General features: G+C 62.2%; 9 protein-coding genes and 4 tRNA genes. All 13 read left to right on the top strand.

Going from position 1 to position 14,277, the window contains the following annotated elements:
* Positions 1–3 precede the first annotated feature (3 nt).
* The 13 genes from WKW82_RS21510 to rpoC all read left to right on the top strand — a co-directional run bounded on the left by WKW82_RS21510 (position 4) and on the right by rpoC (position 14,187).
* Positions 4–89: transfer RNA gene (locus WKW82_RS21510), tRNA-Tyr, on the top strand.
* 107 nt (positions 90–196) lie between these two features.
* Positions 197–270, top strand: a tRNA-Gly gene (locus WKW82_RS21505).
* A 50-nt stretch (positions 271–320) separates the two neighbouring features.
* Positions 321–395 (top strand) — tRNA-Thr (locus WKW82_RS21500).
* Between the two features lie 124 nt (positions 396–519).
* Positions 520–1,713, top strand: coding sequence for an elongation factor Tu (tuf, locus tag WKW82_RS21495; RefSeq protein ID WP_340340188.1), 1,194 nt, complete (start codon positions 520–522; stop codon positions 1,711–1,713).
* 12 nt (positions 1,714–1,725) lie between these two features.
* Positions 1,726–1,801, top strand: a tRNA-Trp gene (locus WKW82_RS21490).
* A 116-nt stretch (positions 1,802–1,917) separates the two neighbouring features.
* Complete coding sequence (gene secE, locus WKW82_RS21485; RefSeq protein ID WP_340344626.1) at positions 1,918–2,301, top strand: preprotein translocase subunit SecE; 384 nt, start codon at positions 1,918–1,920, stop codon at positions 2,299–2,301.
* Entirely contained in the window at positions 2,301–2,894 is a 594-nt protein-coding gene (gene nusG, locus WKW82_RS21480) for a transcription termination/antitermination protein NusG (RefSeq protein WP_340344375.1), read from the top strand. Before secE ends, nusG begins: the two co-directional genes overlap by 1 nt.
* A gap of 154 nt (positions 2,895–3,048) precedes the next feature.
* Entirely contained in the window at positions 3,049–3,480 is a 432-nt protein-coding gene (rplK, locus tag WKW82_RS21475; RefSeq protein ID WP_213958619.1) for a 50S ribosomal protein L11, read from the top strand.
* Positions 3,481–4,176: a 50S ribosomal protein L1 gene (gene rplA / locus WKW82_RS21470; RefSeq protein ID WP_340344374.1), complete on the top strand. Its 696-nt coding sequence runs from the start codon at positions 3,481–3,483 to the stop codon at positions 4,174–4,176.
* Positions 4,177–4,425: 249 nt separating this feature from the next.
* Positions 4,426–4,962, top strand: coding sequence for a 50S ribosomal protein L10 (rplJ, locus tag WKW82_RS21465; protein WP_340344373.1), 537 nt, complete (start codon positions 4,426–4,428; stop codon positions 4,960–4,962).
* 46 nt (positions 4,963–5,008) lie between these two features.
* Positions 5,009–5,383, top strand: a complete 375-nt coding sequence (gene rplL, locus WKW82_RS21460) for a 50S ribosomal protein L7/L12 (protein WP_340344372.1) — start codon at positions 5,009–5,011, stop codon at positions 5,381–5,383.
* A 420-nt stretch (positions 5,384–5,803) separates the two neighbouring features.
* Positions 5,804–9,916: a DNA-directed RNA polymerase subunit beta gene (rpoB, locus tag WKW82_RS21455; protein ID WP_340344371.1), complete on the top strand. Its 4,113-nt coding sequence runs from the start codon at positions 5,804–5,806 to the stop codon at positions 9,914–9,916.
* Positions 9,917–9,936: 20 nt separating this feature from the next.
* Positions 9,937–14,187: a DNA-directed RNA polymerase subunit beta' gene (gene rpoC / locus WKW82_RS21450; protein WP_340344370.1), complete on the top strand. Its 4,251-nt coding sequence runs from the start codon at positions 9,937–9,939 to the stop codon at positions 14,185–14,187.
* The last annotated feature ends 90 nt before the right edge of the window (positions 14,188–14,277 follow it).

Raw genomic sequence — 14,277 nt, 5'->3', positions numbered from 1 at the left:
GCTGGAGAGGTGGCCGAGTGGTTAATGGCAGCAGACTGTAAATCTGCCCTCTTACGAGTACGCTGGTTCGAATCCAGCCCTCTCCACCAGCGATTGAATACGGTCAGCAGAGAAAGAGCGTTTGGAAACTGCCTGGATCGGGCCCATGGGTTGGGTTCCATACAGGTTTCGGGGTGCCTGTTGAAGTGCCCCAGATGCGGGAGTAGTTCAATGGTAGAACCCCAGCCTTCCAAGCTGATGACGCGGGTTCGATTCCCGTCTCCCGCTCCAGTCGGTGTGTATTTGATGTCCGTGTTGATTGTTGGATAGCGTTGGTTTTTGCCCTTTTGGCTCAGTGGTAGAGCACTCCCTTGGTAAGGGAGAGGTCGCGGGTCCGATTCCCGCAAAGGGCACCAAATTTCAAGGGGTGGCGCATCCGCCCCGGGTCGTGTTGAAGGTGTCGATGGAAGGCCACTTGTCACCATGACATCGCGGCCCCATGTCAGTGTGTTGATTCAGTAATTTCTTCGGAGCGAAAAAATGGCAAAAGGCAAGTTCACCCGCACCAAGCCGCACGTCAACGTCGGCACGATCGGTCACGTCGACCACGGCAAGACCACGCTGACCGCTGCAATCGCAACGGTGCTGTCGGCCAAGTTCGGCGGCGAAGCGAAGGCGTATGACCAGATCGACGCAGCGCCCGAAGAAAAGGCCCGCGGCATCACCATCAACACCGCCCACGTCGAGTACGAAACGGCCAACCGCCACTACGCCCACGTCGACTGCCCCGGCCACGCCGACTACGTCAAGAACATGATCACCGGCGCTGCCCAGATGGACGGCGCGATCCTGGTGTGCTCGGCCGCTGACGGCCCGATGCCCCAGACCCGTGAACACATCCTGCTGGCACGCCAGGTGGGTGTGGGCTACATCATCGTGTTCCTGAACAAGTGCGACATGGTCGACGACGCCGAGCTGCTCGAACTCGTCGAAATGGAGGTCCGCGAACTGCTGGACAAGTACGAATTCCCGGGCGACGACACCCCCATCATCCACGGCTCGGCCAAGCTCGCCCTGGAAGGCGACAAGGGCAAGCTGGGCGAAGAAGCCATCATGAAGCTGGCTGAAGCGCTCGACACCTACATCCCGACGCCGGAACGCGCCGTGGACGGCACCTTCCTGATGCCCGTCGAAGACGTGTTCTCGATCTCGGGTCGCGGCACGGTCGTGACCGGCGCCGTCGAGCGTGGCGTGATCAAGGTCGGCGAAGAAATCGAAATCGTGGGCATCCGCCCGACGGTCAAGACCACCTGCACCGGCGTGGAAATGTTCCGCAAGCTGCTCGACCAAGGTCAAGCGGGCGACAACGTCGGCGTGCTGCTGCGCGGTACCAAGCGCGAAGAAGTCGAACGTGGCCAAGTCCTGTGCAAGCCGGGCTCGATCAAGCCGCACACGCACTTCACCGCCGAGGTGTACGTCCTGTCGAAGGACGAAGGCGGCCGTCACACGCCGTTCTTCAACAACTACCGTCCGCAGTTCTACTTCCGCACGACGGACGTGACTGGCGCTATCGAGCTGCCGAAGGACAAGGAAATGGTCATGCCTGGCGACAACGTCAGCATCACCGTGAAGCTGATCAACCCGATCGCGATGGAAGAAGGCCTGCGCTTCGCCATCCGTGAAGGCGGCCGTACCGTGGGTTCGGGCGTCGTTGCCAAGATCCTGGACGTCTAAGGAATTTGCCGTAGGGGTATAGCTCAATTGGCAGAGCGTCGGTCTCCAAAACCGAAGGTTGTAGGTTCGATTCCTACTGCCCCTGCCACCTGAAGGTGGCGCGCTGATAAGGCAAAAAGCCCGTCGCAACCACGACGGGCTTCGGCGTTGACAGATGCCGCAAATGAATTGAAGGCCGCGAGGCCACAGGAAACACTGCCCAAGATGGCTACTACTCAAATTGAAACCGTGAGCACCGGCGCCGACAAAGCCAAGTTGGCTGCGGCGGTGGTGTTGGCGGTGGGCGCCATTGTTGCGTTCTACCTGCTGTCGAAGCAAGGTGGCGTGGTGCAGTGGATCGCCCTGCTGGTCGGCCTGGCTGCCGCCGTCGGCGTGTTTGCCAGTTCCGAGAACGGCAAGCAGCTGATCGCCTTCGGCCGCGACTCGTGGCGCGAAGTCAAGAAGGTGGTCTGGCCGACCCGCAAGGAGGCCATCCAGATGACCGCCTATGTGTTCGGCTTCGTGGTGATCATGTCGATCTTCCTTTGGCTCACCGACAAGACCCTCGAATGGGTGTTTTTTGACCTCATTCTGGGTTGGAGAAAGTAATGACCGAAGAAGTTGAAGTTTCGTCGGAAGTGACGTCGGCGCTGCCGCCCCCGGCCAATCCGGACCTGCGTTGGTACGTGGTCCACGCCTACTCGGGCATGGAAAAGGCGGTCGAGCGCAACATCACCGAGCGCATCAATCGCGCCGGCATGCAGAGCAAGTTCGGCCGCATCCTGGTGCCGACCGAAGAAGTGGTCGAGATCAAGAACGGCCAGAAGCGCACCACCGAGCGTCGTTTCTTCCCGGGCTACGTGCTGGTCGAAATGATCATGGACGACGAGAGCTGGCACCTGGTGAAGCACACCAACAAGGTGACGGGCTTCGTCGGCGGCGCCAAGAACCGTCCGGCGCCGATCTCGCAGAAGGAAGTCGAGGACATCGTCAACCAGATGCAGCAGGGCACCGAGAAGCCGCGTCACAAGGTGGAGTTCGTCGTGGGCGAATTCGTGCGCGTCAAGGAAGGCCCGTTCACCGACTTCAACGGCACCGTCGAAGAAGTGAACTACGAGAAGAACAAGGTGCGCGTGTCCGTGATGATCTTCGGACGCGCCACGCCGGTGGAGCTGGGCTTCGCCGAAGTCGAAAAGACTTGATAGAGACGTAATGGGGAACCAAATCCCGCTCGGCGGGTCATCTGGTTCCTGGTTTCCTTGCATACCGACTCGGCAAGGAACGTAGAAGCAAGAGTCGTCAACCCCGGGGAGCTGTTGCCGAGTGCGCAGCGTTATCACCCGCAAGGAGTAAAGCATGGCGAAAAAAATCGTCGGCTTCATCAAGCTGCAAGTGCCAGCTGGTAAGGCCAATCCCTCACCGCCGATCGGTCCCGCACTGGGCCAACGCGGTCTGAACATCATGGAGTTCTGCAAGGCGTTCAACGCGCAAACGCAGAGCTACGAGCCGGGTCTGGCGCTGCCGGTGGTCATCACCGCCTTCGCCGACAAGAGCTTCACCTTCATCATCAAGTCGCCGCCCGCTGGCGTCCTGATCAAGAAGGCCATCAAGCTGGACAAGGGCTCGGCCCGTCCGCACACCGACAAGGTTGGCAAGATCACGCGCGCTCAGCTCGAAGAGATCGCCACCACCAAGATGAAGGACCTGACCGCGGCCGACATGGACGCAGCAGTTCGCACCATCGCCGGTACGGCCCGCTCGATGGGCGTGAATGTGGAGGGCGTGTAAATGGCCAAGATCACCAAGAAGCAAAAAGCACTGGCTGGCAAGGTTGAAACGACCAAGCTGTATCCGCTGGTCGATGCCATCGGCATCGTCAAGGAAGCCGCTACCGCCAAGTTCGACGAATCGATCGACGTGGCGGTGCAACTCGGCATCGACGCCAAGAAGTCGGACCAAGTCGTTCGCGGCGCGGTCGTGATGCCCAACGGCACCGGCAAGACCAAGCGCGTGGCTGTGTTCGCCCAGGGCGCCAAGGCTGAAGAAGCCAAGGCCGCCGGTGCCGACATCGTCGGCATGGACGACCTGGCTGCCATGGTCAAGGCTGGCGACATGCCTTTCGACGTGGTCATCGCGGCACCGGACGCCATGCGCGTCGTCGGTACGCTCGGCCAGATCCTCGGCCCGCGTGGTTTGATGCCCAACCCCAAGGTTGGCACCGTGACCCCGGACGTTGCCACCGCCGTCAAGAACGCCAAGGCTGGCCAGGTCCAGTTCCGCGTCGACAAGGCCGGCATCATCCACGGCACGATCGGCCGTCGTTCGTTCGACACCGACAAGCTGCAAGGCAACCTGGCTGCGCTGATTGAAGCGCTGGTCAAGGCCAAGCCGGCGTCGAGCAAGGGTGTGTACCTGCGCAAGGTGGCTGTGTCGTCGACGATGGGTGTGGGTGTCCGCGTGGACACGCAAACCATCTCGGGCTAAGCAAGTAATTTGCCCCGCCGGTCAAACGGCAGGGCGATGTGGTGGGTCGCAGCAACCGTCAAAGGTCGCTGTGGGCCATCCAAGACCGCTGGTGAACAGGGCAGCCTGTTCTTAATTGCCTCTCCCGCGCGAGAAGCGATCAGCGCAGATGGCGATCCCGCTGCAAGGAATTTCGTTTCCAAACAGTTGGTCGCTGCATGTAGCGCAATCCGAGGCCCCGGCCGAAGGTTGCATTAAAAGGAGTAGACCTTGAGTCTGAATCGCAGTGAGAAAGAAGCGGTCATCAGTGATGTGACCAGCCTCGCCGCAAAAGCTCAAACGCTCGTGATGGCGGAATACCGTGGCATCACGGTGGCCGAGATGACCAAACTGCGCGCCGAAGCACGCAGCAAGGGTGTGAACCTCAGCGTGTTGAAGAACACGCTGGCACGCCGTGCTGTCGCTGGCAGCTCGTTTGAGATCGTCGGCGACCAGATGACCGGCCCGCTGATCTATGGCTTCTCCGAAGACGCTGTGGCCGCCGCGAAAGTGGTGGCCGATTTCGCGAAGACCAACGCCAAGTTGGTCATCCGCGGTGGCGCATTCGGTGGCAAGGCCCTGGACGTCGAAGGCGTGAAGCAACTGGCCAACATCCCTTCCAAGGAAGTGCTGCTGGCGCAATTGCTGGGCTTGATGCAATCCCCCATTTCCCGCACCGCCCGCGTCCTCGCGGCACTCGCGGAAAAGCGTGGTGGCGGCGAAGCACCTGCAGAAGAAGCGGCTCCGGCCGAAGCACAAGCCGCTTGAAGCGCTTGTGTCTGAAACATTCAACCCAATTGTTAGGAAACAAAAAATGGCATTCGATAAAGACGCATTTCTGACCGCGCTGGACAGCATGACGGTCCTGGAACTCAACGACCTGGTCAAGGCCATCGAAGAGAAGTTCGGCGTGAGCGCCGCAGCAATGTCGGCTCCCGCCGCTGGTGGTGGCGCCGCTACTGCTGTCGTCGAAGAGAAGACCGAATTCAACGTCGTGCTGACCGAAATCGGCGCGAACAAGGTGTCGGTCATCAAGGCCGTGCGCGAAATCACCGGCCTGGGCCTCAAGGAAGCCAAGGACCTGGTCGAAGCCGCTCCCAAGGCTGTCAAGGAAGGCCTGTCGAAGGCTGACTCCGAAGCTGCCAAGAAGAAGCTGGAAGATGCCGGCGCCAAGGTGGAACTGAAGTAATTCAGTCCCTTCAAGGGCTGGAGGCGCCTGAAAAGGCCCTCCAGCCTTTCGCGCTTTCAGAGCGCACCCGAAAGCCGGCTTTTTGCCGGTTTCCCGGAGACCTGAAAGGTCGACGGAAAGCCCAAAAATGGGTTTTCCAGAGGTCGAAAGGTCGACGGAAAGCCCAAGAAATGGGTTTGTCGGAGGCCGAGAGGTCGACGGAAAGCCCAAGCAAATTGGGTTTCCCGGAGACAAAGGTCGACGGAAAACCAGAAAAGATGGCTTTCGAGTGTCTTCTGACCCCGACTGCAGAAGACCCCTTGGTTCGGGTGATGTGCAACGCATCACCGTCCGCCAACGGCTGGTAGTGGCCAGCCGCCAAGGAGTGGTGCATTTTGCGCCCGAACCAAGTCGCTGAAGATCTCAAGCTCCGGAGCTCTCATGGCCTATTCGTACACAGAACGCAAGCGCATCCGAAAAAGTTTCGGCAGCCGCGACAGCGTCGTTGAAATCCCCTACCTGCTGCAAATGCAGAAGGACGCGTACACCGCGTTCCTGCAAGCCGGCATCGCCCCGCAAAAACGCACCGTCGAAGGCCTGCAGGCCGCGTTCGACGCTGCCTTCCCTATCGTCTCGCACAACGGTTTCGTCGAGATGAAGTTTCTCGAGTACAACCTCGCGAAACCCGCCTTCGACGTGCGCGAGTGCCAGACTCGCGGCCTGACCTTCGCCTCGGCCGTGCGCGCCAAGGTGCAGCTGATCATCTATGACCGCGAGTCGTCGACTTCGCAGTCGAAGGTGGTCAAGGAAGTGAAGGAACAAGAGGTCTACATGGGCGAAGTGCCCCTGATGACCGAGAAGGGTTCCTTCATCATCAACGGCACGGAACGCGTGATCGTTTCGCAGCTGCACCGTTCGCCGGGCGTGTTCTTCGAGCACGACAAGGGCAAGACCCACTCCAGCGGCAAGCTGCTGTTCTCGGCCCGCGTGATTCCTTACCGCGGCTCGTGGCTCGACTTCGAGTTCGACCCGAAGGACATGCTGTACTTCCGCGTCGACCGTCGCCGCAAGATGCCCGTGACGATCCTGCTGAAGGCCATCGGCCTGAACCCGGAATCGATCCTCGCGAACTTCTTCGTGAACGACAACTTCCGCCTGATGGACAGCGGCGCGCAGATGGAATTCGTCGCCGAGCGTCTGCGCGGCGAAGTGGCGCGCTTCGACATCACCGACAAGTCGGGCAAGGTCGTGGTCGCCAAGGACAAGCGCATCACCGCGCGCCACACGCGTGAACTCGAGCAGTCGGAAACCACGCACATCAGCGTGCCGGAAGACTTCCTGGTCGGCCGCGTCATCGCCCGCAACATCGTCGACGCCGACTCCGGCGAAATCCTGGCCAAGGCCAACGACGAACTGACCGAAGCGCTGCTGAAGAAGCTGCGCACGGCCGGCGTGCAGGACATCCAGGTCATCTACACCAACGAACTCGACCAGGGCGCGTACATCTCGCAGACCCTGCGCATCGACGAAACCGTCGACGAGTTCGCTGCGCGCGTGGCCATCTACCGCATGATGCGCCCCGGCGAGCCGCCGACGGAAGACGCAGTGCAGGCCCTGTTCCAGCGCCTGTTCTACAACCCGGACACCTACGACCTGTCGCGCGTCGGCCGCATGAAGTTCAACGCCAAGGTCGGCCGCGACGAATCGACCGGCCCGATGGTGCTGACCAACGAAGACATCCTGGCCGTGGTCAAGATCCTCGTGGACCTGCGCAACGGCAATGGCGAAGTGGACGACATCGACCACTTGGGCAATCGCCGCGTGCGTTGCGTCGGCGAACTGGCCGAGAACCAGTACCGCACCGGCCTGGCCCGCATCGAGAAGGCCGTGAAGGAACGTCTGGGTCAAGCGGAGCAAGAGCCGCTGATGCCGCACGACCTGATCAACAGCAAGCCGATCTCGGCCGCACTGAAGGAATTCTTCGGTGCGTCGCAGCTGTCGCAGTTCATGGACCAGACCAACCCGCTGTCCGAGATCACGCACAAGCGTCGTGTCTCGGCCCTGGGCCCGGGCGGTCTGACCCGCGAACGCGCAGGCTTCGAAGTCCGTGACGTGCACGTGACCCATTACGGCCGCGTGTGCCCGATCGAAACGCCTGAAGGTCCGAACATCGGCCTGATCAACTCGCTGGCCCTGTACGCCCGCCTCAACGAATACGGCTTCATCGAGACGCCGTATCGCCGCGTGGTCGACAGCAAGGTCACGATGGACATCGACTACCTGTCGGCCATCGAGGAAGGCAAGTACGTCATCGCCCAGGCCAATGCGGCCCTGGACAAGGACGGCCGCCTGACCGGTGACCTGGTCTCCGCGCGTGAAGCCGGCGAATCGATCCTGGTCGGTGCCGAGCGCATCCAGTACATGGACGTGTCGCCCGCGCAGATCGTGTCGGTGGCTGCTTCGCTCGTGCCCTTCCTGGAGCACGACGATGCGAACCGCGCATTGATGGGCGCCAACATGCAGCGCCAGGCCGTGCCGGTGCTGCGTCCCGAGAAGCCGATGGTCGGTACCGGTATCGAGCGCGTTTCCGCGGTCGACTCGGGCACCGTGGTCACGGCCACCCGCGGCGGTATCGTCGATTACGTCGACGCGACCCGCATCGTGGTGCGCGTGAACGACGACGAGGCGCAAGCCGGCGAAGTCGGCGTGGACATCTACAACCTGATCAAGTATCAGCGTTCGAACCAGAACACCAACATCCACCAGCGTCCGATCGTCAAGCGCGGCGACAAGATCGCCAAGGGTGACGTGGTGGCCGACGGCGCATCGACCGACCTGGGCGAACTCGCCCTGGGCCAGAACATGCTCATCGGCTTCATGCCGTGGAATGGCTACAACTTCGAAGACTCGATCCTGATCAGCGAACGCGTCGTCGCCGAAGACCGCTACACCTCGATCCACATCGAGGAACTGGTGGTGATGGCCCGCGACACGAAGCTGGGCGCCGAAGAAATCACCCGCGACATCCCGAACTTGGCCGAGCAACAGCTCAATCGCCTGGACGAGTCCGGCATCATCTACGTCGGCGCCGAAGTGCAACCCGGTGACACGCTGGTGGGCAAGGTCACGCCGAAGGGCGAGACCACGCTGACGCCGGAAGAGAAGCTGCTGCGCGCGATCTTCGGCGAGAAGGCTTCGGACGTGAAGGACACCTCGCTGCGTGTGGACCAGGGCTCGCAAGGCACCGTGATCGACGTGCAGGTGTTCACCCGCGAAGGCATCACGCGCGACAAGCGCGCCCAGCAGATCATCGACGATGAGCTGAAGCGCTTCCGCCTGGACCTGAACGACCAGCTGCGCATCGTCGAGGCCGACGCCTTCGACCGTATCGCCAAGCTGCTGACCGGCCGTGTCGCCAATGGCGGCCCGAACAAGCTGGCCAAGGGCACGAAGATCGACAAGGCTTACCTTGATTCGGTCGAGAAGTTCCACTGGTTCGACATCCGCCCGGCGGAAGACGACGTGGCATCGCAGCTCGAGTCGATCAAGAACTCGCTGGAGCAGACGCGCCACAGCTTCGACCTCGCGTTCGAAGAAAAGCGCAAGAAGCTCACGCAGGGCGACGAGCTGCCCGCGGGCGTGCTCAAGATGGTCAAGGTCTACCTGGCCGTCAAGCGCCGCCTGCAACCCGGCGACAAGATGGCCGGCCGCCACGGCAACAAGGGTGTGGTGTCGAAGATCGTTCCGGTCGAAGACATGCCGCACATGGCCGACGGCACGCCGTGCGACATCTGCCTGAACCCCCTGGGCGTTCCTTCGCGGATGAACGTGGGCCAGGTGCTGGAAGTGCACCTGGGCTGGGCCGGCAAGGGCGTGGGCCAGCGCATCGGCGACCTGCTGCAGCAAGAGGCCAAGGTGGCCGAGTTGCGCAAGTTCATGGAACAGCTCTACAACGGCTCCGGCCGCAAGGAAGACCTGAGCCAGCTGAGCGACGCCGACGTGCTCGAGATGGCGCAGAACCTGCAAAGCGGCGCGACGTTCGCGACGCCGGTGTTCGACGGTGCCTCGGAAGAGGAAATCCGCGGCATGCTGAAGCTGGCCTTCCCGGACGACATCGCCAAGGCCAAGGGCCTGACCGAGACGCGTACGCAGGCCTACCTGTACGACGGCCGCACCGGCGAGCAGTTCGAGCGTCCTGTCACCGTCGGCTACATGCACTTCTTGAAGCTGCACCACTTGGTCGACGACAAGATGCACGCCCGCTCCACCGGTCCGTACTCGCTCGTCACGCAACAACCGCTGGGCGGCAAGGCCCAGTTCGGTGGCCAGCGTTTCGGTGAAATGGAAGTGTGGGCGCTGGAAGCCTATGGCGCCGCCTACGTGCTGCAGGAAATGCTGACGGTGAAGTCCGACGACGTGGTCGGCCGCACCAAGGTCTACGAGTCGATCGTCAAGGGCGAACACTCCATCGAAGCCGGCATGCCGGAATCGTTCAATGTGCTGGTCAAGGAAATCCGTTCCCTGGGCCTGGACATCGAACTCGAACGCTCATAAGCAGACAAGGAAAGAGTCACATGAAGTCATTACTCGACCTGTTCAAGCAATTCACGCCGGATGAGCATTTCGATGCCATCAAGATCGGCATGGCTTCGCCCGAGAAGATCCGTTCATGGTCTTTCGGCGAAGTGAAGAAGCCCGAGACGATCAACTACCGCACCTTCAAGCCCGAACGCGACGGCCTGTTCTGCGCCAAGATCTTCGGGCCCATCAAGGACTACGAATGCCTTTGCGGCAAGTACAAGCGCCTCAAGCACCGCGGTGTCATCTGCGAGAAGTGCGGCGTTGAAGTCACGCAGACCAAGGTTCGCCGCGAACGCATGGGTCACATCGACCTGGCCGCACCGTGCGCGCACATCTGGTTCCTGAAGTCGCTGCCGTCGCGTCTGGGCCTGGTGCTCGACATGACGCTGCGCGACATCGAACGCGTGCTGTACTTCGAAGCGTACGTGATCACCGACCCCGGCATGACCCCGCTGAAGAAGCGCGACATCATGTCCGAGGACGACTACGACGCGAAGCGCAAGGAATACGGTGACGAGTTCGTCGCCAAGATGGGCGCGGAAGGCATCAAGGACCTGCTTGAAGGCATCGAACTCGACAGCGAGATCGAACGCCTGCGCGGCGACCTGACCGGTTCCGAAGTCAAGGTCAAGAAGAACTCCAAGCGCCTCAAGGTGCTGGAAGCCTTCCGCAAGTCGGGCATCAAGCCCAACTGGATGGTGCTGGAAGTGCTGCCCGTGCTGCCGCCGGACCTGCGTCCGCTGGTGCCGCTGGACGGCGGCCGCTTTGCGACCTCCGACCTGAACGACCTGTACCGCCGCGTCATCAACCGCAATTCGCGTCTGCGCCGCCTGCTGGAGCTGAAGGCTCCGGAAATCATCGCGCGCAACGAAAAGCGGATGCTGCAGGAAGCCGTGGACTCGTTGCTGGACAACGGCCGCCGTGGCAAGGCCATGACGGGCGCCAACAAGCGCGCGCTCAAGTCGCTGGCCGACATGATCAAGGGCAAGAGCGGTCGTTTCCGCCAGAACCTGCTGGGCAAGCGCGTGGACTACTCGGGCCGTTCGGTCATCGTGGTGGGCCCGACGCTCAAGCTGCACCAGTGCGGCTTGCCGAAGCTGATGGCGCTTGAACTGTTCAAGCCCTTCATCTTCTCGCGCCTCGAAGCCATGGGCATCGCGACCACGATCAAGGCTGCCAAGAAGGAAGTCGAGTCGGGTACGCCGGTGGTCTGGGACATCCTTGAAGAAGTCATCAAGGAACACCCGGTCATGCTGAACCGTGCGCCGACGCTGCACCGCCTCGGCATTCAAGCGTTCGAGCCGATCCTGATCGAAGGCAAGGCCATCCAGCTGCACCCGCTCGTCTGCGCGGCATTCAACGCCGACTTCGACGGTGACCAGATGGCTGTGCACGTGCCGCTGTCGGTGGAAGCACAGATGGAAGCCCGCACGCTGATGCTGGCCTCCAACAACGTGCTGTTCCCCGCTTCGGGCGAACCGTCGATCGTGCCGTCGCAAGACGTGGTGCTGGGCCTGTACTACACGACCCGCGACCGCATCAACGCCAAGGGCGAAGGCCTGGTCTTCTCCGACATCGGCGAAGTCCAGCGCGCGCTCGACGCCAACGTGGTCGAACTCACCGCCAAGATCGCCGTCCGCATCACCGAGTATTCGAAGGACAAGGAAACCGGCGTGTTCACGCCGTCGACCTCGCTCATCGACACGACCGTGGGCCGCGCGCTGCTGTCCGAGATCCTGCCGAAGGGCCTGCCGTTCTCGAACATCAACAAGGCGCTGAAGAAGAAGGAAATCTCCAAGCTCATCAACGTCTCGTTCCGCAAGTGCGGCCTGAAAGAGACCGTCGTGTTCGCCGACAAGCTGTTGCAGAACGGCTTCCGCCTGGCGACCAAGGCCGGCATCTCGATCGCCATCGACGACATGCTGGTGCCCGCTGAAAAGCACGGCATCATCGATCGCTCGGCCAAGGAAGTGAAGGAGATCGAACAGCAGTACGTGTCCGGTCTGGTCACCTCCGGCGAACGCTACAACAAGGTGGTGGACATCTGGGGCAAGGCCGGCGACGAAGTGTCGAAGGTCATGATGGCCAAGCTGTCCAAGCAGAAGGTCATCGACCGCCACGGCAAGGAAGTCGAGCAGGAATCGTTCAACTCGATCTACATGATGGCCGACTCGGGCGCTCGCGGTTCCGCCGCGCAGATCCGCCAGGTCGCCGGCATGCGGGGCCTGATGGCCAAGCCTGACGGCTCCATCATCGAGACGCCGATCACCGCGAACTTCCGCGAAGGCCTGAACGTGCTGGAGTACTTCATCTCCACCCACGGTGCTCGCAAGGGCTTGGCTGACACGGCACTGAAGACCGCGAACTCGGGTTACCTGACCCGTCGTCTGGTCGACGTGACGCAGGATCTGGTCGTGACCGAGCAGGACTGCGGTACGCACGGTGGCTACCTGATGCGCGCGATCGTCGAAGGCGGTGAAGTGATCGAGTCGCTGCGCGACCGAATCCTCGGCCGTACCGCGGCGGAAGACGTGCTGCACCCGGAAAACCGTGCGGTGCTGCTGAACGCCGGCCAGATGTTCGACGAAGACACGATCGAAGAACTGGAAGCCCAGGGCGTCGACGAAGTCAAGGTCCGCACCGCGCTGACCTGCGACACGCGCTTCGGCATCTGCGCCACCTGCTACGGCCGTGACCTGGGTCGCGGCGGCCTGATCAACATCGGCGAAGCCGTCGGTGTGATCGCCGCGCAGTCGATCGGTGAACCCGGCACGCAGCTGACGATGCGGACCTTCCACATCGGTGGTGCCGCTTCGCGCGCCGCCATCGCCTCCAGCGTGGAAGCCAAGTCGAACGGTTCGATCGGCTTCAACGCCACGATGCGCTACGTGACCAACTCCAAGCAGGAGCTGGTGGTGATCTCGCGTTCCGGCGAAATCATCATCCACGACGAGCATGGCCGCGAGCGTGAACGTCACAAGGTGCCGTATGGCGCCACGCTGACGGTCAAGGCCGACCAGACCATCAAGGCCGGCCACGTGCTCGCCAACTGGGACCCGCTGACCCGACCCATCATCACCGAATTCGCCGGCAAGACCCACTTCGAGAACGTCGAAGAAGGCCTGACCGTCGCGAAGCAGGTCGATGAAGTGACGGGCCTGTCGACCCTGGTCGTGATCGACCCGAAGCGCCGCGGCGCTGCGAAGGTGGTTCGTCCGCAGGTGAAGCTCATCGACGCCTCCGGCGCCGAAGTGAAGATCCCCGGCACCGACCACTCGGTGACGATCGGCTTCCCGATCGGCTCGCTGGTGCAGATCCGCGACGGCCAGGACGTGGGCCCCGGCGAAGTGCTGGCCCGCATCCCGGTCGAAGGCCAGAAGACGCGCGACATCACCGGCGGTCTGCCGCGTGTGGCCGAGCTCTTCGAAGCCCGTTCGCCGAAGGACAAGGGCACGCTGGCCGAGATGACCGGTACCGTGTCGTTCGGCAAGGAAACGAAGGGCAAGGTCCGCCTGCAGATCACCGATCCGGAAGGCACGGTCCACGAGGAACTCGTGCTCAAGGAAAAGAACATCCTGGTGCACGAAGGCCAGGTGGTGAACAAGGGCGAAAGCGTCGTCGACGGTCCGGCCGATCCGCAGGACATCCTGCGCCTGCTGGGTTCGGAAGAACTGGCGCGCTACATCGTGGACGAAGTGCAGGACGTGTACCGCTTGCAGGGTGTGAAGATCAACGACAAGCACATCGAGGTGATCGTTCGCCAGATGCTGCGCCGCGTCGTGGTCGACAACATCGGCGACACGAACTACATCTCGGGTGAACAGGTCGAACGCAGCGAAATGCTCAACACCAACGACGCCCTGCGCAGCGCTGGCAAGATCCCCGCGACGTTCACCAACCTGCTGCTCGGTATCACGAAGGCCTCCCTGTCGACCGACTCGTTCATCTCCGCCGCATCGTTCCAGGAAACGACGCGCGTGCTGACCGAAGCCGCGATCATGGGCAAGCGCGACGAACTGCGCGGCCTGAAGGAAAACGTGATCGTCGGCCGCCTGATCCCCGCAGGCACCGGCATGGCCTACCACCAGGCCCGCAAGGTCAAGGACCAGATGGACGAGGCCGAGCGCCGCGCCATCGCCGAGTCCGAAGCCGCGGAACTGGCCGGCGACAGCTCGTCCAGCACCGAGGAGGCCGCCACGGCCACCGCGGATGCCGGCGAAGGAACCGCTGCCGCCAGCGAGTGATCGCCCGCGCAACCCGGCCATGACCCCATGACCGGACCCAGACGCCCCCTTTTCGCTCGCGCGGATCGGGGGCGTTTTTCATGGCCACTT

It is taken from the genome of Variovorax rhizosphaerae (assembly GCF_037889975.1).
Taxonomy (GTDB): Bacteria; Pseudomonadota; Gammaproteobacteria; order Burkholderiales; family Burkholderiaceae_C; genus Variovorax; species Variovorax rhizosphaerae.
The sequence above is the reverse complement of the archived record's forward strand: the minus strand, read 5'-3'. Positions and strand labels throughout refer to the sequence as shown.